This is a genomic window from Flavobacterium enshiense DK69 (assembly GCF_000498495.1).
GTDB classification, from domain to species: domain Bacteria; phylum Bacteroidota; class Bacteroidia; order Flavobacteriales; family Flavobacteriaceae; genus Flavobacterium; species Flavobacterium enshiense.
In genome coordinates this window covers 56785-81410 of sequence record NZ_AVCS01000024.1, presented here as the reverse complement: position 1 = coordinate 81410, position 24626 = coordinate 56785, and the positions used below count along the sequence as shown (strand labels likewise).

General features: G+C 39.1%; 19 protein-coding genes. 11 read left to right on the top strand and 8 right to left on the bottom strand.

The genetic code is table 11. The features are described 5' to 3' along the window. Positions 1-40 precede the first annotated feature (40 nt). The 8 genes from FEDK69T_RS12965 to FEDK69T_RS12930 form a co-directional block, all read right to left on the bottom strand. Positions 41-526 (bottom strand): dihydrofolate reductase, encoded by a 486-nt coding sequence (locus tag FEDK69T_RS12965; protein ID WP_023574631.1) that lies wholly within the window; start codon positions 524-526, stop codon positions 41-43. Then, on the bottom strand, positions 526-864 hold the full coding sequence (locus FEDK69T_RS12960) for a 2TM domain-containing protein (protein ID WP_035630715.1): 339 nt from the start codon (positions 862-864) through the stop codon (positions 526-528). Before FEDK69T_RS12960 ends, FEDK69T_RS12965 begins: the two co-directional genes overlap by 1 nt. Positions 865-923: 59 nt before the next feature. Beyond that, a complete protein-coding gene (locus tag FEDK69T_RS15555) occupies positions 924-1871 on the bottom strand; it encodes a hypothetical protein (RefSeq protein ID WP_023574630.1) in 948 nt (315 codons plus the stop codon). A 30-nt stretch (positions 1872-1901) separates the two neighbouring features. Next, positions 1902-2726, bottom strand: a complete 825-nt coding sequence (locus FEDK69T_RS12950; RefSeq protein WP_023574629.1) for a thymidylate synthase — start codon at positions 2724-2726, stop codon at positions 1902-1904. Between the two features lie 96 nt (positions 2727-2822). After that, positions 2823-3452, bottom strand: coding sequence for a bifunctional nuclease family protein (locus FEDK69T_RS12945; protein WP_023574628.1), 630 nt, complete (start codon positions 3450-3452; stop codon positions 2823-2825). A 269-nt stretch (positions 3453-3721) separates the two neighbouring features. Further along, positions 3722-4690 (bottom strand): electron transfer flavoprotein subunit alpha/FixB family protein, encoded by a 969-nt coding sequence (locus FEDK69T_RS12940; protein ID WP_023574627.1) that lies wholly within the window; start codon positions 4688-4690, stop codon positions 3722-3724. 72 nt (positions 4691-4762) lie between these two features. Beyond that, entirely contained in the window at positions 4763-5509 is a 747-nt protein-coding gene (locus tag FEDK69T_RS12935; RefSeq protein ID WP_023574626.1) for an electron transfer flavoprotein subunit beta/FixA family protein, read from the bottom strand. A 284-nt stretch (positions 5510-5793) separates the two neighbouring features. Next, positions 5794-6981 (bottom strand): T9SS type A sorting domain-containing protein, encoded by a 1188-nt coding sequence (locus FEDK69T_RS12930; protein ID WP_023574625.1) that lies wholly within the window; start codon positions 6979-6981, stop codon positions 5794-5796. Between the two features lie 408 nt (positions 6982-7389). Between FEDK69T_RS12930 and FEDK69T_RS15550 the strand changes: the two genes are divergently transcribed. The 11 genes from FEDK69T_RS15550 (at position 7390) to FEDK69T_RS12875 (ending at position 24563) form a co-directional block, all read left to right on the top strand. After that, on the top strand, positions 7390-9219 hold the full coding sequence (locus FEDK69T_RS15550; protein WP_023574624.1) for a DUF1566 domain-containing protein: 1830 nt from the start codon (positions 7390-7392) through the stop codon (positions 9217-9219). Positions 9220-9321: 102 nt separating this feature from the next. After that, positions 9322-10299: a pyruvate dehydrogenase complex E1 component subunit beta gene (locus FEDK69T_RS12920; RefSeq protein ID WP_023574623.1), complete on the top strand. Its 978-nt coding sequence runs from the start codon at positions 9322-9324 to the stop codon at positions 10297-10299. Between the two features lie 147 nt (positions 10300-10446). Then, complete coding sequence (locus FEDK69T_RS12915) at positions 10447-12927, top strand: DUF5686 and carboxypeptidase-like regulatory domain-containing protein (RefSeq protein WP_035630714.1); 2481 nt, start codon at positions 10447-10449, stop codon at positions 12925-12927. Next, positions 12927-13529, top strand: coding sequence for a DNA-3-methyladenine glycosylase family protein (locus tag FEDK69T_RS12910; RefSeq protein WP_023574622.1), 603 nt, complete (start codon positions 12927-12929; stop codon positions 13527-13529). Before FEDK69T_RS12915 ends, FEDK69T_RS12910 begins: the two co-directional genes overlap by 1 nt. 110 nt (positions 13530-13639) lie before the next feature. Continuing rightward, on the top strand, positions 13640-14170 hold the full coding sequence (locus FEDK69T_RS12905; RefSeq protein WP_023574621.1) for an inorganic diphosphatase: 531 nt from the start codon (positions 13640-13642) through the stop codon (positions 14168-14170). A gap of 117 nt (positions 14171-14287) precedes the next feature. After that, positions 14288-16852, top strand: a complete 2565-nt coding sequence (locus FEDK69T_RS12900; protein WP_023574620.1) for a sodium-translocating pyrophosphatase — start codon at positions 14288-14290, stop codon at positions 16850-16852. A 105-nt stretch (positions 16853-16957) separates the two neighbouring features. Then, the gene (locus FEDK69T_RS12895; RefSeq protein ID WP_023574619.1) at positions 16958-18052 is read left to right on the top strand and encodes a T9SS type A sorting domain-containing protein; all 1095 of its coding nucleotides are present in this window, start codon (positions 16958-16960) and stop codon (positions 18050-18052) included. A 90-nt stretch (positions 18053-18142) separates the two neighbouring features. Continuing rightward, positions 18143-20410, top strand: coding sequence for a glycoside hydrolase family 20 protein (locus FEDK69T_RS12890; RefSeq protein WP_023574618.1), 2268 nt, complete (start codon positions 18143-18145; stop codon positions 20408-20410). A 12-nt stretch (positions 20411-20422) separates the two neighbouring features. Continuing rightward, the gene (locus tag FEDK69T_RS12885) at positions 20423-21424 is read left to right on the top strand and encodes an isoaspartyl peptidase/L-asparaginase family protein (RefSeq protein ID WP_023574617.1); all 1002 of its coding nucleotides are present in this window, start codon (positions 20423-20425) and stop codon (positions 21422-21424) included. Further along, on the top strand, positions 21421-22092 hold the full coding sequence (locus FEDK69T_RS12880) for a copper homeostasis protein CutC (RefSeq protein ID WP_035630713.1): 672 nt from the start codon (positions 21421-21423) through the stop codon (positions 22090-22092). The genes FEDK69T_RS12885 and FEDK69T_RS12880 overlap by 4 nt, the downstream gene beginning before the upstream one ends. Then, complete coding sequence (locus FEDK69T_RS12875; protein WP_035630712.1) at positions 22089-24563, top strand: beta-mannosidase; 2475 nt, start codon at positions 22089-22091, stop codon at positions 24561-24563. Before FEDK69T_RS12880 ends, FEDK69T_RS12875 begins: the two co-directional genes overlap by 4 nt. Positions 24564-24626 lie beyond the last annotated feature (63 nt).

Here is a 24626-nt window from a genome sequence, read left to right as displayed (position 1 = left end):
TAGTTTGAACATCCCGGTAATAGTTTATCGGGATGTTTTTTTATGCCCGTACATAAGTCTGGTATGAAAAATCAAAAGCGTGTTTTTCGTCTTTAGGATGAAATTCTTCGTTGGTAAGTTTCCATTCCTCTAAATGGATTTCCGGAAAGAATGCATCGGCTTCAAAAGTGGCAAAAACGCGGGTAAGCTCTATTTTATCGGCAATTTTCATTGATTGGCTGTAAATTTCGCCTCCACCTATGATGAAAATATCTTCCTCTTTCGGGCAAATGCTTATGGCTTCCTCTAAAGAACCAACAACGAGGCAATCTTCAGGAGCCTTATAGTTTTCCTGTCGTGTAATAATTACGTGCGTGCGGTTGGGTAATGGTTTTGGGAAGCTTTCAAACGTTTTCCTTCCCATGATGATGTGATGACCGGTTGTGATTTGCTTGAATCGTTTGAAATCGTCGGGAAGATGCCAGATCAAATCGTTGTCTTTTCCCAATGCGTTATTTTCTGCAGCTGCAGCAACTATAGTAATCATTATTGTGAAATGTTGTTTTTTTGATTAAAATCTTTTTCGATCTGTTCCAGTTTTCGTTCCTGCTTCATGATTAGCTTGTCAATCTGGGCACGTTCCCATTTTTTGTTCATGAAACTGTCGGTTATGAAAACCCTTATGAAATGGAGCGCAAAAATAAATCCCCAAACGGCAATGCCCCATTGATACCAATTGATTTCGGGTTTGACATCGAGTAACTTATTAGCTACAATCATAAAAATGCTGCCCACGAAAAACAAGACAAAGTGAAAATAAAGCCTCTTTTTTTGTTTTAAGCGCAAACGGGCATATTCATACAATTCGTGTTGGTCGATTTCCATAAATAGAGTTTTACGGAAATAAAGTTAAGACTTTTGCTTTAATCTTTCCTCTGGTAGATCTAATTTATCTTTATTGTAATAGGGAGAGTGAACTGCGAACGAAATATTTTGCCTCTGTGAACGGCCGGAATCCAGTTCTTCATTTTATAGAGTGTTTTTTTTGCAGCTTTTTCAATCTCTTCATTGTCACTACGTAATGTTGTTATTTCGTTGATACTGCCGTCTTTTTCAATAACAAATCCAAATAGAACTCTTATTTCTTTGATACCGCTTCTAATTTCAGGAGTGTCAAAATGAGACACGAATGTTCTGTAGAAATTCTGAATGCCTTCTACAGGTGCTGCCTGGGCTTGGATTTTCGTGTATGTATAGGTGTTGTTCAGCAAATCTACAGAGGTTCCATCGACTAATTGGCCCATTTTATAATATTCTTTAAAAGCAAGGTGGCCAATTTTTGAAGTACCTTCCCACAGCCCGTTTTTATATCCGTTCAGTATTTCCCCTTTTGCACTTTCCAGATCAGAAACCTCATTATAAATTCCATTTCCGTTAAAAACTTTTTGTGAGCCGTTTTCATCCCAATGATTTTTTATAAGTAATCTGGATGTTTTTTTTCCATCGCTATCCTCAAAAATCAAGTATTCTCCCTCTACATTTTTGTTTCCATTTTCATGCCAGAGAGTGAAATCACCATAGGGAAGCCCTTCATCGTACATGGTGCGTGATTGTATGTTTCCGGTTTCATAATAGCTGTTAAATATTCCTTCTTTAGTTCGGGACAATTTGCTGCTGCACACGCCTTCCGATTTTAATTTTCCTGATTTATAATATTCACTAACGTTGTACTGTTTTTTTTCTTTATGAAAATCTTTAATCACCAGATATGTCATGTGATTGGTATATTGTGTTTCGCTTCCTATGGAGTCCAAATAAATGGTTTTGTCTTTTTGGGCATAAAAAACGGTTGAAAAAAGGCATAGGAAAACCGACAATAAAAAGTGTTTCATTGTAATAGAGTGTTGAAATGTGTTTGTTAATTAAATGGCGACCTGTCCTTTGATGTGAGGATGCGCATCATAATCTACCAAAGTGAAATCTTCAAACTTAAAATCGAAGATATTTTTCACATTAGGATTTAAAACCATTTTTGGAAGTGGTTTTGGTTCGCGGGTAAGCTGTAATTCCAACTGTTCGATGTGATTGTTGTAAATGTGGGCATCGCCAAAGGTATGAATGAATTCTCCCGGCTGCAAATCACAAACCTGAGCCACCATCATGGTGAATAGGGCATAAGAGGCAATGTTGAACGGAACGCCCAGGAAAATATCGGCGCTTCTTTGGTATAACTGGCAGGATAATTTACCGTCAGCTACATAGAACTGGAAAAAGGCATGGCAGGGAGGTAAAGCTGCTTTACCATTGGCAACATTTTCGGAAAACGATTTTTTATCATCCGGTAAAACGGAAGGGTTCCAAGCAGAAACCAGCATGCGTCTGCTGTTTGGATTTTTTTTCAGGGTGTCGATAAGCTCCTGGATCTGGTCGATTTCCTCACTGTTCCAGTTGCGCCACTGGTGACCGTAAACCGGGCCTAAATCGCCGTTTTCGTCTGCCCATTCATCCCAGATTCGCACTCCGTTTTCTTTTAAATAGGCAATATTGGTTTCACCTTTCAAAAACCAAAGCAATTCATGAATAATAGATTTCAGGTGCAGTTTTTTGGTAGTTACCATCGGGAAACCTTCACTTAAGTCAAAACGCATCTGGTAACCGAAAACACTTTTCGTTCCGGTTCCTGTTCTGTCTCCTTTTTGATTTCCGTTTTCTAAAACGTGCTTCACTAAATCTAAATACTGCTTCATTGCTTGTTTATTCGTCAATACGGTTATTTGGTTGTTCGGATTGTTGCGACTGCTTTCTGTTTCCGATAGTTATCGGGGCTGAGCACTGCCATCTGGCTATGATTCTCTTTTTGAAATTTCGTCACGGATTTTAGCGGCTTTTTCATAGTCTTCATTCTGGACTGCTCCTTCAAGAAGTTCGTAAAGCTCGGCTAAAGAATATTGAGAATAGGATTCGCCTGTTACGGATTCTTCTCCAACCAATCCGAAGGTTTCAGGGTTTTCCAGCGGATCATTGCTTTCTTCAGATGACTTGCTTTCTTCGGGTGGGTTTATTTTCAGATAGATTCCGGCTTTGTCCAAAATGTTTTTGTAAGTGAAGATAGGCGCGTTAAAACGTAGGGCCAAAGCGATGGCATCCGACGTTCTGGCATCGATTATCTCTTCGATACGGTCTCTTTCGCAAATGATACTGGAAAAGAAAACGCCGTCAACTAATTTGTGGATGATAACCTGTTTAACCACGATGTCAAAACGATCGGCAAAATTTTTAAACAAATCGTGTGTTAAAGGTCTTGGGGGACGAATTTCTTTTTCCAAAGCAATTGCAATGGATTGGGCTTCGAACGCACCGATAACAATAGGTAACTTTCTCTCACCATCCACCTCGTTTAAAATTAGTGCATAAGCGCCATTTTGAGTCTGGCTGTATGAAATCCCCTTTATAGTTAGTTTTACTAAGCTCATATTTTTAGCCACTAAGGCCGCTGAGGCGCAAAGTTTTTTGTTTGTTAATAGCTATTGGATATACTAATTTACGTCAATTATATCAATAAATTATAAAAATATAATAGAATTGTGTTCTTCTCCCAATTGAATCGCTATATCTATGCTGAAAGTAAGAAATAAGCATCAAAGAAGAAAAGCTGATTGCAAAGTAACGAAAAAGTTTTGCTCTGGAAAATAAAAAAACCATCTAAAAAGATGGTTTTTTCTATTAGAATGTGAGCGGAATTTTAGTGTTGTGCCGCTTTGAAAGCTTTTAATTTCTCGATTAATTGCGGAACTACCTGGAAAGCATCTCCAACTACACCGTAATCAGCCACTTTGAAGAAAGGTGCTTCCGGATCTGTGTTGATAGCTACTTTTACTTTAGAGGAGTTGATTCCCGCAATGTGCTGGATAGCTCCTGAAATACCTACAGCAATGTATAAGTTAGCTGCTACCGGTTTTCCGGTTTGTCCAACGTGCTCGCTGTGAGATCTCCAACCTAAATCGGATACTGGTTTAGAACAAGCTGTCGCTGCTCCAAGAACAGAAGCTAATTCTTCGATCATGCCCCAGTTTTCAGGACCTTTCAATCCACGACCAGCAGAAACAACGATTTCAGCATCAGCAATAGTTACTTTTCCGGTAACTTTTTCTACAGATTCGATTTTTACTGAGAAATCAGCATCGTTTAATGACGGAGCAAAATCTTCTTCAGTTAATGATGAAGCCGATTCTTTGATTCCGTATGAGTTTTTGGCGATTCCCAATACTTTAACATCCGTAGTGATTTCAGTGATGTTGAAAGCTTTGTTTGAGAATGCGTTTCTTTTTACTGCAAAAGGCGAAGTGCTTTCCGGTAATGCAACTACGTTAGAAGCGTAACCAGCGTTTAAACCTACTGCTACAAGCGGAGCTAAGTATAAAGAGTCAGTTGTTGAAGATAAAACCACAACTTTCGTTCCTTCTTTCTGTGCTGCCTGTTTGATAACATCGGCATACGCTTTTGCATTGAAGCCTGCCAATTTATCGTTAGATACTTTTAATACTTTATCTACTCCGTATTTTGATAATTCAGAAACATCACCTGCATTTACAGTCACGGCCGTAACAGTTGTTCCCATCATTTCAGCAACTTTCTTAGCATAAGAAGCCAACTCGAAAGCTACTTTTTTAAATTTTCCTTCTGCTGATTCAGCGTATATTAAAATTGACATAATTTTCAGTATTTAAAAATTGAAAGATTTAAAGATTCAAAAATTCCGTAATTCGTAATTTTTAATTTGCAATTAAATTACTTTCGCTTCGTTATGTAATAAGTTGATTAATTCGTCTAGGTTGTCCGGGCTAACCAATTTAACTGCTGATTTTGCAGCTGGTTTTTCGAATTTAACTGCTTTGGTAGTGTTGTCTGCTCCAACCGGTTCCAAAATTGTTAATGCTTTTGTTCTCGCTGTCATGATACCTCTCATGTTCGGGATGCGCAAGTCTTTTTCTTCTACTAACCCTTTCTGACCGCCGATTACCAATGGTAAATTAGCTGAAATGGTTTCTTTGCCACCGTCTATTTCTCTAACGGCTTTAGCAGTTGTTCCGTTGATGTCCAAACCGATACAAGAGTTTACGAAATCGTTTCCTGTTAAGGCTGCAAGCATACCTGGAACCATTCCTCCGTTATAATCCAATGATTCTTTACCGGCAATTACTAAATCGTAACTTCCGTTTTTTACTACTTCAGCAAGTTGTTTCGCAACGAAGAAACCATCTGTAGGATTAGCGTTTACGCGAATTGCTTCGTCAGCACCGATAGCTAGTGCTTTTCTTAAAGTAGCTTCTGCATCAGCACCTCCAACGTTCACCACGGTTACGTTAGCACCTTGTTGCTCTTTGAACCAGATGGCTCTTGTTAAACCGAATTCGTCATTAGGGTTAATTACAAACTGAACACCATTAGTATCAAATTCGGAATCTCCATTAATGAAGTTAATTTTTGAAGTAGTATCAGGTACATGGCTGATGCAAACTAATATTTTCATTTTTATAAAGTATAAAGTTGATATTTCGAGCGACGAATTTAAGCAAATATTTCAAATAAAATAGTATGCACGCATATTAATTGTGAATTTGTCAGTGATTTGAAAAATTATTCTTATTAAACGTAAAAAGAGCTGGGGTTGTGGAGCTTTGGTTGCGAAATTTTTATTTGGTCCGCTTTCGTCAGTGAGAATTTTATGGACTGATTTATTGAAAAGGCTATCATAAAAAAAAACCGTCCGTTTGAGCGGAGTCGGTCTTTTTTTTTTGGTTGTGTTGCAGGATGTTATTTTAAGATGATTTTTGTATTTAATTTACCTTTATCTGATTCAATTGACGCAAAATAAACGCCTTGGTTAACTCCGGTCAAATCCAATTCGGTTTGTTCGGATATGCCGTTTGGTTTAACCTGTTTGATGATTCTTCCGTTTAGGTCGGAAACCGTTATCGTATCTATTTTGATTAAATCAGGAGTGTTGATGAATATTTTTCCGTTGGATGGATTAGGATATATTGCTATCATTTGCAGTAACGGGCTATCGGTGCTAAGTAGACAATTAGCTGAATAGGTTGCGGTCTCGTGAAAGTTGATGCCCCAGTTTGTCGAAGAGTAAGCAGGGTTGTCCACACTGATGCAGCTTAAGCCTTGGTTGAACTGTGCTCCGTTGTTTGTTAAAATGAAATTGATATTGTTGCCGTTTCGCAAATCAAGTGAAGTCAGCCGGTTTCCCTGGCAGTTAATTTGGGTAAGCAGCGGCGATTGCGCAATGGAAAGTGTGGTAAGCAAATTGTTGTTTATCCTTAGTTCTTTCAGGTTGACTGCATGGGTCAGGTCGATACTGGTGATCTGATTGAGTCCCAGTTTCAGGACTTCCAATGCAGGGTTAGCGCTGATATTAATACTGCTTAAATTATTTCCATATGCAACCAATTGAGTCAAGGCAGCGTTGTGGGAAATGTCTATTGATGTTAATAAGTTGGATCCGACATGCAGTTCTTGAAGGTTGGTGTTGAGGGTAACATTGAGTGAAGTCAGATTGTTTTCGTCGAGACCTAAATACTGTAAGCCTGGATTGTGTGTCACATCTAAACTGCTGATTTGGTTGGAGTAGGCATCAAGATAGTGGAGGCTTGTGTTGGCTGTTAAGTTCAGTGTGGTAAGAGTGTTTCCGTAACATTCCAGTTCTTGTAAAGTAAGGATTGGTGTTACGTTAAGGTTGCTTAAATGATTGTCTCCGCAATTCAAATACGTTAATGAAGTAAATGCTTCAATACCTGTAAGGTTGGAAATGTTGGAAGCTGAAACGTCCAAATCGGTAACTGCGGCAGCGCTGGCGGTCAGAACGGATCCGTTCACGACATTGTCTATGCCTAAAGCAACTAATTTTTGCTCGAAATTCGCATCTGGGATTAGGGTTGTTTGAGCAATAAGTAACTGTGGGGCAGCAAGCAGAATAAGTAATACCTTTTTCATAAAAAATAAGTTTTAGTGAATGTTTTTATGTTGTGGTATTTTCTGGTACTTACAAAGTTAAAAAAATAGTTGAAAATGTCGATTGAAAAACAAAGATTTTTTGTAGTAAATTTTTGGGTAAAATATTGAATGTCATTTATTTGGAATTAAAATTGATTGAAAATATTATAGTAAGACATATTTTTCAAATATTGATGTTTTTTAATCGGGAAAAGTAAATTTTATCGATTGTTTTTTATCATCTTGTTTTTGCAGTCAGATGATTTTATAGGATGGTTTTGAAGCTTTCGGATCAGCCCAAAAGCAAAAGAATTCAGTATAAAATAAATTCGGCGTAATAAATCGTTACTATGGCCGATAAGTAATGTGAGATTTTTTATTTTTGTTAAAATTTTAACAATCGATAGTATGAAAAAACATTTACTAAAAAGTTTAGTTCTATTTATGGCTGCTTTGGCCGTAATAGTGTCCTGTTCTAAAGATGATGCAACGGAAAACGACAAGGTCGATCAAAATGGGGGCGAGGTTTTTCGCTATCAGGCGGTAACAATTAATCTAAACGGAGTCGATTTATCACAAAATGAATATGAAGCTACATTTGCCGGTGAACAGGTAATTTTGAGAAAAAGCGGTGTCAATACTTTGGTTTTTTCAGTTTCTCCTAATGCCTCGTTAGGGAAAACAGATTTAGTCATCAGTTCATTAAACAGTGCTACGATTCACTATGATGTGAAGGATACAGTGCTTACCGATACTTCTGAAAATACTTTGGCCTCTTTTTTAGGGAATTTAGAGAATTATTCTAATCAGGTTGGTGCTTCAACATTTCCTGAGTATCAAACTTCTTTGAGACTTGTTTCTGCTTTTAATTCTTTTTATGCGGATGCGGATGCAGCGCAAAAAGAAGTGATGGCCAAATTATATAAAGCAAATAAAGCTTCTTTTGATTATATTATGATGTCAGGGATTAATGGTGCGACAGGTAGATTTACTCCGACGGAATTTGCTACAGTTTCTTTAGATTTATTTAATGCAAGTGTGGCAGGAATAGTTGTTGGAGTTGCGGTTATTCATGTTGCAGATTGGCTTGTAAGTAATCCGGGAATATTTACTGCTGTTAAAATTGTAGGTGCTGTTTTGACTGGTGTTGCATTAGGTTTATGTGCTGAAAGTTTGCGCGATTTTCTTCTTGCCAAAGCCAAAGCTGTACAGCTTAGTGTTTCTTCGTTGTTTGGTGATAATAACAGAAATACTAATAGTTCGTTTATCAGTTTTCAAAATGATGTGAGTTTGGTTACGCCTATTAATACTTACAGAAGAAGCGTAGATACGAGTGATGCGGCAAGTGATAATGCTTTAATACGTTTGTTTTTTAAATCCCATTCCATTTATACGGGTGCTTTGAATACAATTAATGATGCTATCGATTATATCAACAATTATAATCCGCTTTATGATATTCCAAACGTACCGATTAGACAAGTTTCGTCAGTTAGCCAATCAGAGCAAGAATTGATGACTTCAGAAATTTTTCAAAAGCTTGCGCTAAGTGTTAATCATCCCAATCTTCAGCTAGTTTCCTCTTCTTTGCAGGGTGACGGACAGTTGAATATGAAAATTAAGATTATCGGAACTCCGGCTTCGTTGCCCGTTTCTTCGTACTTGAATTATAGCTACAGTGATGAATTTAGTTCATTTTCTGGGAAGTTACCAATAAAGGTTGAGGTTGTTCCTGTTCTGTATATTGGAATGAGTTACCAAGGAGGTAAAATAGCATACATATATCAGCAAGGCGATCCAGGTTATGTTCAAGGAGAACAGCATGGGTTGATTGCAGCTCCTGAAGATATAATCTCTATTAATGGTTTAATTTGGTCAAATAGCCGTAGTTTGTCTGGCGGAACAGATGAAGGGCTGGGTAAAGGGTTGGAAAACACAAACAAAATGCTTTTGTTGAATGATAATAGTACATATGCAGTGGCAAGAAAATGTTCAAATTTGGTAGTAGATGGCTATGATGATTGGTTTTTGCCGAGCAAGGAAGAATTAAGGAAAGTTTATATTAGTAGAAGTGCATTAGGGGGATTTTATGAAGCTGATTATTGGTCATCGACTGAAATTTCGAGTTCTGCAGCTTACGCGCTTGATTTTTTTAATGGGTATAATGCGACATTAGATAAATATCGATATGCTAGCTATAATGGTCCAGTTATGGCAAGGGCTATTAGATATTTTTAATTTTATAAAAACTATATCTGTCAACTTTAAAAGGAATTTGCAGTATAAGTAATTTTAAATTTTTATTTTTGCCTTTCAATAATTTTGGATAAAGAAAAATACATGAGAACGATACAGTTTAGAGAAGCGGTTTGTGAAGCGATGAGCGAAGAGATGCGTCGTGACGAATCGGTATATTTAATGGGTGAAGAAGTAGCGGAATATAACGGAGCATACAAAGCTTCTAAAGGAATGCTGGATGAATTCGGAGCGAAAAGAGTAATCGATACGCCAATCGCAGAACTTGGTTTTGCCGGAATCGCAGTAGGTTCAGCTATGAATGGTTGCCGACCGATTGTGGAATTTATGACTTTCAACTTCTCGTTGGTGGGTATCGACCAGATTATTAATAACGCAGCAAAAATGCGTCAGATGTCAGCGGGACAATTCCCAATGCCGATGGTATTCCGTGGTCCGACAGCTTCAGCAGGACAGTTAGCGGCTACGCACTCTCAGGCTTTCGAAAATTGGTATGCCAACTGTCCGGGTTTAAAAGTGATTGTGCCATCCAACCCGTACGATGCAAAAGGATTGTTGAAATCGGCTATTCGCGATAACGATCCGGTGATTTTCATGGAGTCGGAGCAAATGTATGGTGATAAAGGTGAAGTGCCTGAAGGAGAATACACTATTCCGATAGGTGTTGCCGATGTTAAAAGAGAAGGAACGGATGTGACGATTGTGTCTTTCGGAAAAATCCTAAAAGAAGCTTTCATCGCGGCTGATGAATTGGCAAAAGAAAATATCTCTTGTGAGATCATCGATTTGAGAACTATTCGTCCTATGGATTACGATTGTATCATCAATTCGGTGAAAAAAACAAATCGTTTAGTAGTGTTGGAAGAGGCTTGGCCGTTTGCATCGGTAGCTTCCGAAATTACTTATATGGTTCAGGAAAGAGCTTTCGATTATTTAGACGCTCCGGTACAAAGAATTACAACGGCAGATACGCCTGCTCCTTATTCGCCAACTTTATTGAAAGAGTGGTTGCCTAATGCAAACGATGTGGTTAAGGCGGTTAGAAAAGTAATGTATAAATAGATTGTAAGATTTTTTAGAATATTAAATTTTTTGAATTATTGAAGGATAAATCATCTAAAAATCTAAATAGTCCAAAAATCTAAAAATCTAATTAGTATATTTGAAACTTCATCAGCAATTGTTGGTGAAGTTTTTTTTTATCGGCCTATGAAGAAGTTTTTACTGATTTTAAGTTTTTTTATTTTTTATATCAGCATGTCAGCACAGACCAAGGTTGGTGGAGTAATCTATGATGAAAACAACCAACCGATGAGTTATGCCAATGTTTATTTTAAAGGTTCTACCGAAGGAATCGTTTCTGATGAAAACGGGCGGTTCTATCTTCAATCCGATAAAACATATAAGATATTGGTTGCTTCCTTTGTGGGATATAAGGCGGTAGAAATCACCCTGACAAAATCGGTTGATCTGGACATGAAAATCACCATCAAGCCGGATAATCAACTTCAGGAAGTTAAAATTTATACCGGAAAAACTTCCAAAAAGAACAACCCGGCCATTGACATTCTCAGAAAAATATGGGAGCGCAAGAGGAAAAACGGTTTGTACATGTTCGATCAGTATCAATACGATAAATACGAAAAAGTGGAATTTGACCTGAATTCCATCGACAGTGCTTTCAAAGCCAATAAGATTTTTGAAGGCATGGAATTTATCTTTGACAGAATTGATACGTCAAAAGTAACCGGAAAAGCTTTTTTGCCAATATTTATTAACGAAACGCTTAGTGAAGTTTACGCTGATAATGTCAAAGGGAAAAAGAAAGAAATAGTCAAGGCTAATAAAAATTCAGGTTTAGGAACCGGGGACGGTGTGAATACCTTTATTAAAGATTTGTACGCCGAGTATGATATTTATAATAATTACCTAAAATTTTTTGATAAGGATTTCGTGAGTCCGCTTTCCCGAACTGGTATCAATGTGTACAATTATGTGTTGTCAGACAGTGCTTTCATAGACAATAAATGGTGTTACAATATTATTTTCTATCCGAGAAGAAAAAATGAATTGACATTCAAAGGGGATTTTTGGGTAAATGATTCCACATTCGCCATTAAAAAAATCAATATGGAGGCCAGTAAAAGCGCCAACATCAACTGGGTGAAAGAGATTTATATCGAACAGGAATTCGATGTGCTCAACGATTCGGTATTTTTACTGAAAAGGGACCATATGATGTCGGATTTCAGTTTTTCCAAAAGGGAAAAATCAAAAGGGGTATATGGAAAACGAACCACTTTGGTGAAAAATCATAAGTTCAATATTCCGAAAGACGATAAATTCTATAAAGAAGAAGTTGATACTTATGACAGTGAAGTTTATACTAAACCTGATGAGTATTGGGAGGAAAACCGTTTTGAAAGCCTCAGCAAGAATGAAAAAGGGATTTATGGGCTTTTGGATACATTAAATACGATTCCGAAATTCAAAAGATTTTATAACCTTGCTACTGTCCTGGCTAGTGGTTATATAGAAATGCCGAAATACAAGTTTGACTATGGACCTGTATATTCCACTTTCGGATATAATGACGTTGAAGGCTTGCGTTTGCGTGTGGGAGGAAGAACTTATTTTGGTCCGAATGATCCTTGGCGCTTACAGGGATTCGCTGCATATGGTTTGAAGGATGACCAATTTAAGTACGGGATTTCCGGAAAGTGGTTGGTTAACCAAAAAAACAGATTGATCCTATCGGCAGGGCACAGAAGGGATGTTGAGCAAATAGGGGTAAGTTTGACCACTACAAACGATGTGCTAGGGCGTAGTTTTGCATCCAGTTCTTTGTTCTCAACCGGAACCAATAATAAGCTGACTTCAATTAACCTGTCAATGCTTTCTGCCGAAATTGAGGTCGCAAAAAATTTGACAGTTGAAGCGGGTCTTACCTATCGAACCTTAAAATCGGCATCCGATCAGTTCAGTTTGGATTATTATGATGAAAACGGCACTATTCAGAGTGAGGTAAAGCAGTCCGAAATAGAATTAAGGGTGGATTATACTCCAAATCGAAAAACCATTGGTCATGGTGTTGAAAGGTTATTGGTAGATTACAATTTTCCACGTGTTTTTGTCAATTACGCTCACGGTTTTAAAGGGATTCTTGATAGTGATTTTGATTACAGAAAACTTCAGTTTTATTACAGACAACCTGTTCTTATAGGAGGTTTTGGCCGCTTGTTCACTACCATGGAACTGGGGAAAATATTTAATGAAGTGCCTTTGGGCTTAATGGGGGTTGTTCCCGGTAACCAATCATGGTTCCAGATAGATAATACATTCAGTAACCTGCAGTATTATGAGTTTCTGGTCGATCGATATGCGTCGTTTCATTTAGAACACCATTTTAACGGAAGGCTTTTTTCAAGGGTGCCACTGTTGCGAAAATTAAATTGGAGGGAAATTGTCGGAGTCAAAGGGGTAGTTGGTACTGTTTCCGATGAAAATATCGCTATAAATGCTTCCGGATTGGAATACCGTGCTCCTGAAAACGGGTATTGGGAATACCATGCAGGAATCGGGAATATTTTCAAATGCTTCCGTTTGGATTTCTCATGGAGAGGGAATTACTTAAATGTTCCTGATGCAAATAAATTCGCTGTTAAAGGTTCTTTCGGATTCTATTTCTAATGAAAAACGCAATAGCGCATCTTCTTAAAAACGAAGATAAGTTTCAGAAAATAGTTGCGTTGTACGGCGTACCTACTTTTGTGCAGCGCCCACCCGGTTTCGAAACGCTTTGCCTGCTGATTCTGGAGCAACAGGTTTCCATAAACTCGGCCAAAGCGACGTTCAATAAAATTAAACATAAACTTCCTGATTTTTTGCCTGAAACGCTATTGGCTTTTTCCGATGAAGATTTTAGGGCTTGTGGGGTAAGCCGTCAGAAGACAACCTATTTAAAAGCACTTTCCCAGGCTGTTGCTGACAAATCGTTAGATGTGGAAAGCTTGTCTGTTAAAGAACCGGAGGAAATCAGAAATGAGTTGATAAAAATCAAGGGCATCGGCCATTGGACAATAGATGTGTATCTGATGTTTTGCCTGCAATCTCCGGATATTATTCCGCTTGGCGATATAGCGGTTGTCAACACTATTAAGGAATTGTTTGATATTCACGAGAAAGAAGCCATGGCTACGTATGCAGAAAACTGGAAGCCATACCGCACAGCAGCCACTTATTTTCTATGGCATTACTACCTTAAGAAACGGGGAAGACAACAGCCTTATTAGGTCTTTGTTATAATATTGCGAAATATACTTCATAATTGTCTGAATTTCTTGTTAGAGAGTTGTTTTTGTACTACTTTTGCACCCGAAAAAAATACGTAAAAGTTAATACAATGACAGCTGATAAAATTAAAACTTTCGATGTTTTAATCGAAATCCCAAGAGGGAGCAGAAACAAATACGAATACGATTTCGAATTGAAAAGAATGCGTTTCGACAGAATGTTATTCTCGTCTATGATGTATCCTGCAGATTACGGTTTTATTCCTGAAACATTAGCGTTAGACGGAGATCCGTTGGACGTATTGGTTTTGGTAAACGAGCCAACTTTCCCTGGATGTGTTATGGAAGTGAAGCCAATTGGTGTTTTTCACATGGCTGATGATAAAGGACCGGATGAGAAAATTATCTGTGTGCCGGTATCGGATCCAATCTGGAATAAATTAGACGATTTGTCGGATATGAACCCGCACTTGGTAAAAGAAATCGAGCACTTCTTCCAGGTATACAAAGATTTAGAGCACAAAAAAGTCGATGTTGAAGGATGGGGAGATGTAAACGATGCTAAACGTATCTTGAAAGAGTGTGTTGACCGTTTCAATGCTGTGGAAAATAAGCCAGAAGGATTATTCAGCATCAAATAATAAGATTTCTTAAAATTTTATATAAAAAGCAATATTTCGTAAGGAGTATTGCTTTTTTATTTGTTTTTGTTTCTATATATTTACGAATATATTAACCGTATACCAAAAACAAATTTTATGGGATCAATGGTGATTTACGTGCCGGTCATAATGGCATTGTTAGGACTTGCGTTTATGTGGGTAAAAAGGAGTTGGGTTCTGAAGCAAGATGCGGGTGATGGAAAAATGAAAGAGATTTCAGATCACATCTACGAGGGAGCATTGGCTTTTCTCAAAGCTGAATATAAATTGCTGGCGCTTTTTGTTATTCTGGCAAGTATCATTCTGGCAAGTGTCTCGTTTATTGTACCAACTACGCACATATTAATCGTTGTTGCCTTTGTTTTCGGTGCCTTTTTTTCGGCTTTGGCCGGGAATATGGGTATGAAAATCGCAACTAAAACAAATGTCAGAACGACTCAGGCAGCACGCAGCAGTTTACCCGATGCATTAAAAATTTCCTTTGGAGGCGGAACCGTAATGGGACTTGGTGTCGCCGGTTTAGCTGTTTTAGGACTGACGTCTTTCTTTATTTTCTTCTTTAATTATTTCATGCATGGCACATGGACTTCCACCGAAGATATGACCATTGTATTGGAAACCTTGGCGGGATTCTCTCTTGGAGCCGAATCCATTGCCTTATTTGCTCGTGTAGGTGGCGGAATTTACACTAAAGCAGCTGATGTGGGCGCCGATCTTGTTGGGAAAGTAGAAGCGGGTATTCCCGAAGACGATCCGCGTAATCCTGCGACTATTGCTGATAACGTAGGTGATAACGTGGGCGATGTTGCCGGTATGGGTGCTGATTTGTTCGGTTCGTATGTGGCAACGGTTTTGGCGGCCATGGTGCTCGGAAATTATGTTATCAAAGATATGGGAGGCAGCATTCAGGATGAGTTCGGTGGAATCGGGCCCATCTTACTGCCAATGGCAATTGCCGGTTTCGGAATCCTGTTCTCGATCATCGGAACAATGCTGGTGAAAATTACAAGCAATGATGCCAAAGAAAAGCAAGTACAAGGTGCTTTAAACATAGGAAATTGGGTGTCAATCGGACTGACATTAGTGGCTTGCTACTTTTTGGTGCAATACTTATTGCCTGAAACCATGAAAATGAATTTTTACGGGGAAGGACTAAAAGAAATCTCATCAATGAGAGTGTTTTATGCTACAATTGTAGGGTTAACGGTAGGAGGTGTTATTTCCTCGGTTACGGAATATTACACTGGATTAGGTACCAAACCTGTTTTGGCAATCGTACAAAAATCGTCTACAGGGGCGGGAACAAATGTAATAGCCGGTTTGGCTACAGGGATGATTTCAACTTTTCCAACAGTATTATTATTCGGAATCGCAATTTGGGCATCGTATGCTTTAGCAGGATTCTACGGGGTAGCATTAGCAGCTTCGGCAATGATGGCTACCACGGCCATGCAGTTGGCTATTGATGCATTCGGACCTATTTCAGATAATGCGGGAGGAATCGCCGAGATGAGCGAACTGCCAAAAGAAGTTCGCACCAGAACCGATATCTTGGATTCGGTTGGAAATACTACAGCGGCAACCGGAAAGGGTTTTGCGATTGCTTCGGCGGCGCTGACTTCTTTAGGATTGTTTGCGGCTTATGTAACGTTTACCGGAATCGACGGGATCAATATTTTCAAAGCGCCGGTTTTGGCAATGTTATTCATAGGTGGAATGATTCCTGTGGTTTTCTCTGCTCTGGCTATGAACTCGGTTGGAAAAGCAGCTATGGATATGGTGTACGAAGTACGTCGTCAGTTCAAAGAGATTCCGGGCATCATGGAAGGTAAGGGAAAACCGGAGTACGGGAAATGCGTTGAAATTTCCACCAAAGCCGCGTTACGCGAAATGATGTTGCCGGGTATCTTAACCATTGGTTTTCCGATCTTGATTGTGATCATAGGCAAACTGGTATATTCCGGAAATAATCAAATGATAGCCGAAATGTTGGGTGGTTACATGGCAGGTGTTACCGTTTCAGGGGTACTTTGGGCAATATTTCAAAATAATGCCGGGGGTGCCTGGGATAATGCTAAAAAATCATTCGAAGCCGGTGTGATGATTAACGGAGAAATGACTTTTAAAGGTTCCGATGCTCACAAGGCTGCGGTAACCGGTGATACAGTTGGAGATCCGTTTAAGGATACTTCAGGTCCTTCAATGAACATTTTAATCAAATTGACGTGTTTGATCGGATTGGTTATCGCACCAATTTTGGGCGACGGACATTCTGATTCTACAATGATGGCCAAAGACGATTGTTGTGGTCAAACGGGAATGTACGCCCAACATAAAACGAAATGCGACATGTCTAAAATGGCCATGATGTCGAAGGAAGAATGTGCCAAAATGTGTGAGAAAATGGGTTGTTCCGATGAAGAAAAAGCCATGTGTGCATCTTATTACGATGAAAACGGAAAATTCATAGGTGGAAAGGGGATGGTAAAAAATGAAGTGATGAAGCGTGTTTCCATTGAAAAAGAGACGGAAGACGGAAAAACAAAAGCGACGATTAAAACGACAACTATAGAAAACGGAAAGGAAACAGAAAAAGTAGAAACTTTTGAAGGTACTGAAACTGAAGTTGATGCTAAAATAGAAGCCTCAAAAAATAAATAAACGGTTTGATAAGAAATAAAAGTCTCACAATTTGTGAGATTTTTTTATTTTCACATCAAAAATTGTTTTACCTTAGTTTTTTATCAAATGCCTTACAAATTACATATGAAAAAATATTTTTACGTCCCTCTATTGCTGTTATTTATTACTACAGCTAAAGCACAATTTCCCAATGATTGTGCCAACGCCATTACTATTAGTACAAGTGGTGTTTTTACCTCGAATGCCACGAGTATTGGTAATGTTCAGGAAGTTAATGCATGTGGAGGACGTGAGCATAATTCTATCTGGCTGAAAATTATTGTCGCACAAAGTGGGACATTAGGTTTTGACCTAATGCCATTGGATGCAGCTATTACTGTGGATTATGATTTTTGGGTATATGCGCCAAATGTAAGTTGTTCTAATTTGGGAACACCTATCCGTTGTTCTACCACAAATCCGTTTTTGGCAGGTTTGGCAACAAATCATACCGGAATGAGCGGATCATCCAATGCGCTTTCTTCGGGACCTGATGCTAATGGAAATGGTTATGTGAGCTGGCTAAATGTAATTGCAGGACAAACGTACTATATTGCTATTGATAGGCCACATGGCGATGGAGGATTTGAGTTGCATTGGACAGGTTCTGCAGGTTTGTTGCCGGGACCGATAGTAAATCCCACTAGCGATTATATGATTTTTAGCGATGCTACACCAAATGTAGGCCTTTTTAATTTAGATGCTAAACGGAGCGAAATAAATTCGGATTTGATTAATAATTCTGTTGATTTTTTTACAACACTTGCCAATGCTGTTGATTATGTTTCGCCATTACCAAATTTTTTTGCAAACACCAGTAACCCACAACCAATATATGTACGGGTCACCAACAGAACAACAGGTTGTTTTACCCTCACACAATTTAATTTAGTTGTGTCTACTACCCTAAGTGTTAATCTTGATTCAGCAAATGGTTACTCGGTTACAGCTAATCCAAACCCTTTTAAGGAAAACTTCAACCTCGACTTAACCACTTCCAGTGGAGAGACAGTTGGTGTTTCTGTGTATGATATGTTAGGAAAATTAATTGACGAGAGACAAATTTTGCCAAATGCAGTTTCCGATTGGCAAATGGGAGGTGAATACCCTTCAGGGATTTACAATATTGTAGTAACTCAGGGTGATAAAACGAAAACCCTTCGAATAATAAAAAAGTAATTCTTTTGATAAATCGATAAATGCCTCACGAAAATGGGGCATTTTTTTTATCTTTTTTATATAAATTAGCCAAAGACAAACAACACTTCCATGACTTCTAGACTGATTGTATTTTTAGTATTGCTTTTCAATATTGCCTTTTCGCAAAATCCATTGCCGTTAATTCCGAAACCCAAAGAATTGGTTCAAAAAGAAGGGGACTTCGTTTTAAATAAGGGAACACTTATCCTTATTGGGAATTCAGGAAGCAATACAGAAATTAAACTGTTCAACCAGTTTTTAAAATCGGCATACGGATTTGAACTGAAAACAACAAACAATTCCAAGAGCCCGCTGAATACGATTCAGATTCAGGTTGAAAATCCGAAAGACAATCAATCAGGAGAATACGAACTGAAAGTTCTTAATTCACAAATACAGATTTTCTCCAAAGGGAACATCGGACTTTTTTACGCGTTTCAGACTTTAGAACAAATGCTTCCGATTGGTAAAACAGCAGAACTGAAAATTCCGTGTATCGAAATTAAAGACGAACCAAAATATGTTTGGCGTGGAATGCATTTAGATGTCGGACGCCATTTCTTCCCAAAAGAATTCATCAAAAAATACATCGATTATTTGGCGATGTACAAAATGAATACCTTCCACTGGCATTTAACGGAAGACCAGGGATGGCGCATCGAAATTAAAAAATATCCGAAACTAACTGAAGTAGGCGCTTGGCGCAAAGGCTCCATGGTGGGACATTATAATGATCAGAAGTTTGATGACAAAAAGTACGGCGGATTCTATACGCAGGAAGAAATCAAAGAAATAGTTGCCTATGCCAAAGAACGTCACATTACTGTGGTTCCCGAAATCGAAATGCCAGGTCATTCACAAGCGGCTTTGGCTGCATATCCGGAATTATCATGTACCGGCGGACCGTTTGAAGTGGCGATGCAATGGGGTGTTTTGGATGATGTGTATTGCCCGAAGGAAGCTACGTTCGAATTTTTGGAGAATGTCCTGACCGAAGTGCTTGATCTGTTTCCATCAGAATACATTCATATCGGTGGTGATGAAAGTCCGAAAACCCGTTGGAAAAACTGTGCCCCTTGTCAGGCGTTAATCAAAAAAGAAGGACTGAAAGACGAACATGAACTGCAGAGTTATTTTATCAGACGAATCGAAAAATTCCTGAACTCGAAGGGCAGACAAATTATCGGTTGGGATGAAATTCTAGAAGGAGGTTTAGCTCCCAATGCTGCCGTAATGAGTTGGCGCGGAACAGAAGGCGGAATAGCAGCGGCAAAACAAAAACATAAAGTGGTAATGACACCGGGATCACATTGTTATTTCGACCATTATCAGGGTGAACCCAAAAACGAACCGGTTGCCATCGGAGGATATACAACTGTGGAAAAAGTATATTCGTTTGAACCGACCTCAAAAGAACTGACTGAAGAAGAAGCAAAATACATATTGGGTGCCCAAGGGAATGTCTGGACCGAATACATGAACACGCCCGAACACGTCGAATATATGATTATGCCGCGTATGGCAGCTTTGGCAGAAGTGGCTTGGGGAACTTCCGATGTGTCGAAGTATCAGGATTTTCAAAACCGATTGATACAGCATTTTTCGGTTTACGAAGCAAAAGGTATCAATTACAGTAAGGCATTGTTTGAAGTTACCTCCAAAGTTAGTCCGTCTGATAAGGAACAAGGCGTTGTCTTCTTGCTGAAATCAACAAAAGATGGAATCCATTTTACAACTGACGGAACGAATCCGACTGCTGTTTCGAAAAAGTATGAAGAACCACTTTTGGTATCACAAAGTCAAACCATAAAGGCTGCCTATTTTGAAGATGGGAAGCAGAAAAGCGCCGTAATCGAGCAACCATTTTTCATTACAAAATCAACCGGAAAGAAAATAAGTCTGGAGAATCAGCCTCATGGGAATTACGGCATTGGAGGTTCGTTCACATTGGTTGACGGAATGCGTGGAAATATGGAGAAATATGGACGCGACTGGATTGGTTTCTGGGGGAAAGACATGGAAGCGACCATCGATTTAGGAAAGAAACAAGATGTTTCGAAAGTAACGGTTGATGTTTTAACGAGTGAAGGAAGCTGGATTTATTATCCGAAGTACGTTGAAGTTTTGGTATCAACAGATGGGAAGATGTTTCGTTCGGTGAAGAGAGTCGCTGTTGAGGAAATCATTCAGCAGAAAGGCATGGCTTCAATGACATTTGATAAGCAAAAGGCAAAATACATCAAAGTAATAGCTCCCAACGCTGGAAAAATTCCGGAAGGGAAACCGGGTGCAGGCTCAGATTGCTGGTTGTTTGTGGACGAAATTATGGTGGAATAAAAAGTAAAAGTTATGGCAAATCGCAGGAATTTTTTAAAGACAACGGCCATCGCTTCAGTAGCTGTAGCACTGAACGGCTTCCGTGGAAAAACGGAAGGAAACGAAGTGATTCTTCCTTCAGGGAAAGTAAAGAAACCCATTGTGCTTTCTACGTGGAATTTCGGAATTCCGGCCAATGCGGCTGCATGGGATGTCCTTAAAAATAATGGGCGGGCTCTAGATGCTGTGGAAGCCGGCGTGAAAATTCCGGAAGGCGACCCGAATGAGCGCAGTGTGGGTTACGGCGGACGTCCTGACCGTGACGGACGAGTTACCCTCGATGCCTGTATTATGGATGAGTTTTCCAATATCGGTTCAGTGGCATGTTTAGAATATATTAAACATCCAATTAGTGTGGCCCGCGCCGTTATGGAAAAAACGCCTCACGTAATGTTGGTAGGTGACGGAGCGCTTCAATTTGCTTTAAACCAAGGATTCAAAAAAGAAAATTTACTGGTAGAAGCGTCAGAAAAGGAATGGAAAGAATGGTTGAAAACCAGTCAATATCATCCAAAAGCCAATATAGAAAATCATGATACCATCGGAATGATTGCTTTGGATGTACACGGAAACCTGTCGGGAGCGTGTACCACAAGCGGACTGGCCTATAAAATGCACGGCCGCGTAGGTGATTCGCCAATAATAGGTGCCGGATTGTATGTAGATAACGAAATCGGTGCCGCGACAGCAACCGGACACGGTGAGGAAGTAATCCGAATTACGGGTTGCCATTTGGTGGTGGAACTGATGCGTCAAGGGAGATCTCCACAAAAAGCATGTGAGGAAGCGGTTGCCCGAATTGTAAAGCTGACCAAAATCCGAAACAAAAATCTTAAGGATATTCAAGTCGGATTCATCGCATTGAACAAAAAAGGAGAGCACGGCGCATATTGCGTTCAGGGTGGGTTCAATTACGCGAAATATGATGAAACCGGAAATAAATTAATTGACGCCGATTACTTTTTGAAATCATGAAAAAATTAGAAATAGCTTGTTTTAATCCTGAGTCGGCATTAATTGCACAACAGGGTGGAGCCGACAGGGTAGAACTTTGCGATAATATAAAAGAAGGCGGAACTACGCCCGATTTTGAGATTACAAAACAAACCCGTAAAAATTTAGACATTGATTTATATGTGATGATCCGCCCCAGAGGTGGTGATTTTGTGTATGCAGAAGAAGAATTTCAGCAGATGAAAAATGAAATCCTGCAATTTAAAACCCTTGATATAAACGGATTTGTTTTCGGAATTTTAAATGCGGATAAAAGTATTGATGTGCAGCGAAATTCTGAATTAGTAGAATTAGCAAAACCGCTTCCGTGTACGTTTCATAGGGCCTTTGATGAGGTTCAGGACGTTTTTTTGTCGTTAGAGAACGTAATTCAATGCGGGTTTTCAACTATCCTTACTTCCGGAACAATGCCCAATGTGGCAGAAGGAATCACCGTGCTAAAGCAATTGGTGCAAAAAGCCAGTAACAGAATAGTAATAATGCCAGGTGGCGGTTTGCGTTCAACCAATATCGGGTTACTTCAAGACCAAACCAATGCTGGGTTTTACCATTCTTCAGCAATTACAGATGGAAGTGAAATAGCTTCCATTGATGAGGTTAGGGCTCTGAAATCAAATTTAAAAGAATGAAACTTTTTTTGAGATTTCTTTTTGTTTTCTGTTGGCCGATGCTCGTTATGGCTCAAAATTCCTATTCCGATTTAGGAAAGGGAGACTGGAAATTCAGAAAGAAAGGCGATGCTAAATGGAGTCAGGCTTCTGTACCGGGAACGGTTCATACGGATTTGTTCCGTAATAAAATGATTCCGGATCCTTTTTTCGGAGTTAATGAAAAAGAACTTCAGTGGATTGAAAACGAAGACTGGGAATATGAAACATCGTTTGCAGTTTCTGCCAAAGATTTAGAAAACGAAAATATCGAATTACAGTTTGACGGTTTGGATACGTATGCTGAAGTTGTTCTGAACGGGAAATCGATTTTGAAAGCCGATAACATGTTCCGGACCTGGAAAGTTGAGGTTAAGAAGTACTTGAAGCTAGGGGAGAATAAGTTGCGGGTTGTATTTGATTCGGCCGTAAAAAAAGAAAAAAAAGCAGCCAAAAAACTTTCTTATACTTTGCCTGGTGATGAAAAAATATTTACGCGAAAAGCGCAATATCAGTACGGCTGGGATTGGGGGCCGCGATTTGTTACAGCGGGAATCTGGAAAAAAGTGCAGTTGCATTTCTGGAATTCGGTAACTATCGAAAATATTAAGTATGAGCAAAAGGCGCTTACCGATGAAAAGGCAGAATTGATTTTTGATGTTGTGGTGAATTCTCAAAATACCGCAAACTACCAGTTGAAGATAAATGAAAAATCAGTTCCTTTTCAGCTGAAAAAAGGGAAGAACAATTTGAAAATCGGATATGAAATCAGAAACCCGAAACGTTGGTGGAGCAATGGCTTGGGAGAGGCTTATTTGTATCCGTTTGCCGTTTCTCTTTCAGATGGAACAATTGTTTTGGCTAACAAAGAATTGAATATTGGTTTGCGGACCATTGAGCTGGTTCAGGAAAAGGACAACCTCGGGAAAAGTTTTTATTTTAAACTCAATGGCGTTCCGGTTTTCATGAAAGGTGCCAATTATATTCCACCCGACAGTTTTCTGCCAAAAACAAAGGATTCAGTTTATAAAAGCATCGTAAAAAACGCTGTGGACACCAATATGAATATGTTACGTGTTTGGGGCGGCGGCGTGTATGCCGACGATGCTTTTTACGACGAGTGTGATAAAAACGGCATTCTGGTCTGGCAGGATTTTATGTTTGCCTGTGCGATGTATCCGGGTGACAAAGCATTTTTGGAGAACGTGAAAAAAGAAGTTGTCGATAATGTCAACCGACTGCAAAACCATCCGAGTCTGGCTATCTGGTGCGGGAACAACGAAAACGATGAAGGTTGGCACAATTGGGGATGGCAGAAGCAGTACAAGTATTCTAAAAAAGATTCGACAAGAATCTGGAACGATTATAAAAAATTGTTTCACGAACTGATTCCGAAAACACTTGACAGTCTTCTGTCAAAAGAAAAGAACCTGTATTGGCCGTCGTCACCTTCCATCGGTTGGGGGAGAAAGGAAAGCTTGCTTCAGGGGGATTCTCATTATTGGGGCGTTTGGTGGGGAATGGAACCTTTTGAAATTTACAAAAAGAAAGTCGGCCGTTTTATGAGCGAATATGGTTTTCAGGGAATGCCCGACGTGAAAACATTTAAAAGTTTTGCCAATGAAAGCGATCTAAATCTTGCTTCCCAAGCCGTAAAAAACCATCAGAAGCATCCAACAGGTTACCAAACGATTCAAACGTATATGGAGCGCGATTATAAGGTTCCTAAAAAATTCGAAGACTATGTTTATGTTTCTCAGCTTTTGCAGGCAGAAGGCATGAAAACCGCTATTGAGACACATCGCAGGGCAAAACCGTATTGCATGGGAAGTTTGTATTGGCAGCTGAATGACTGCTGGCCGGTGACTTCGTGGAGTTCGGTGGATTATTTCGGGAACGGGAAAGCCTTTCATTATCAGTCCAAGCGAAGTTTTGAACAGATTTTGATTTCAGTTACTGAGGAAGATAATCAGTATAAACTCTACGTGATTAATGATGAACTGACTCCTAAAAAGGGAAAGCTACAATTGGAGCTGGTTGATTTTAAAGGTACGGTTTTGTGGAAATCGTCTTCGGAAATTCAGGTGGAAGAAAATACAAGCAAAGTGTATTATGCAATTGCTAAAAATGAGTTTTCCATGTTCAATCCGAAACAATCAGTTCTTTCTGCGAAGCTTGTTTTACCTGATACGGATGTGAAATCGGTATTGTTCTATTTTGAGAAACCAAAAGATTTGGAACTGCAACAGCCAAAGATTAAAATCGTTTATACAGATGAAAATACCATGGAAGTGACCACCGATGTTTTGGCTAAAAACGTTTTTCTGTCATCTGACAAAGGAAACTTTAGTGATAATTACTTTGATTTGCTGCCACACGAAAGAAAAGTCATCAAAATGACGGGATTAAATAAGGGTATTGAAATAAAGTCGCTGTTTGATACTTTGAAATAGCGAAAAGGGGTAAGAATTAAAATAGATTCTGTTTAGTGTTTTTTTTTTGATGAGAATTACAGA

Coding starts and splice junctions, on each gene's coding strand:
- FEDK69T_RS12950 (WP_023574629.1), bottom strand. CDS start 2,726: ATGAAGCAGTATTTAGATTTAGTGAAGCACGTTTTAGAAAACGGAAAT.
- FEDK69T_RS12945 (WP_023574628.1), bottom strand. CDS start 3,452: ATGAGCTTAGTAAAACTAACTATAAAGGGGATTTCATACAGCCAGACT.
- FEDK69T_RS12900 (WP_023574620.1), top strand. CDS start 14,288: ATGGGATCAATGGTGATTTACGTGCCGGTCATAATGGCATTGTTAGGA.
- FEDK69T_RS12965 (WP_023574631.1), bottom strand. CDS start 526: ATGATTACTATAGTTGCTGCAGCTGCAGAAAATAACGCATTGGGAAAA.
- FEDK69T_RS12890 (WP_023574618.1), top strand. CDS start 18,143: ATGACTTCTAGACTGATTGTATTTTTAGTATTGCTTTTCAATATTGCC.
- FEDK69T_RS12920 (WP_023574623.1), top strand. CDS start 9,322: ATGAGAACGATACAGTTTAGAGAAGCGGTTTGTGAAGCGATGAGCGAA.
- FEDK69T_RS12880 (WP_035630713.1), top strand. CDS start 21,421: ATGAAAAAATTAGAAATAGCTTGTTTTAATCCTGAGTCGGCATTAATT.
- FEDK69T_RS12940 (WP_023574627.1), bottom strand. CDS start 4,690: ATGTCAATTTTAATATACGCTGAATCAGCAGAAGGAAAATTTAAAAAA.
- FEDK69T_RS12930 (WP_023574625.1), bottom strand. CDS start 6,981: ATGAAAAAGGTATTACTTATTCTGCTTGCTGCCCCACAGTTACTTATT.
- FEDK69T_RS15550 (WP_023574624.1), top strand. CDS start 7,390: ATGAAAAAACATTTACTAAAAAGTTTAGTTCTATTTATGGCTGCTTTG.
- FEDK69T_RS12935 (WP_023574626.1), bottom strand. CDS start 5,509: ATGAAAATATTAGTTTGCATCAGCCATGTACCTGATACTACTTCAAAA.
- FEDK69T_RS12910 (WP_023574622.1), top strand. CDS start 12,927: ATGAAAAACGCAATAGCGCATCTTCTTAAAAACGAAGATAAGTTTCAG.
- FEDK69T_RS12915 (WP_035630714.1), top strand. CDS start 10,447: ATGAAGAAGTTTTTACTGATTTTAAGTTTTTTTATTTTTTATATCAGC.
- FEDK69T_RS15555 (WP_023574630.1), bottom strand. CDS start 1,871: ATGAAACACTTTTTATTGTCGGTTTTCCTATGCCTTTTTTCAACCGTT.
- FEDK69T_RS12895 (WP_023574619.1), top strand. CDS start 16,958: ATGAAAAAATATTTTTACGTCCCTCTATTGCTGTTATTTATTACTACA.
- FEDK69T_RS12960 (WP_035630715.1), bottom strand. CDS start 864: ATGGAAATCGACCAACACGAATTGTATGAATATGCCCGTTTGCGCTTA.
- FEDK69T_RS12885 (WP_023574617.1), top strand. CDS start 20,423: ATGGCAAATCGCAGGAATTTTTTAAAGACAACGGCCATCGCTTCAGTA.
- FEDK69T_RS12905 (WP_023574621.1), top strand. CDS start 13,640: ATGACAGCTGATAAAATTAAAACTTTCGATGTTTTAATCGAAATCCCA.
- FEDK69T_RS12875 (WP_035630712.1), top strand. CDS start 22,089: ATGAAACTTTTTTTGAGATTTCTTTTTGTTTTCTGTTGGCCGATGCTC.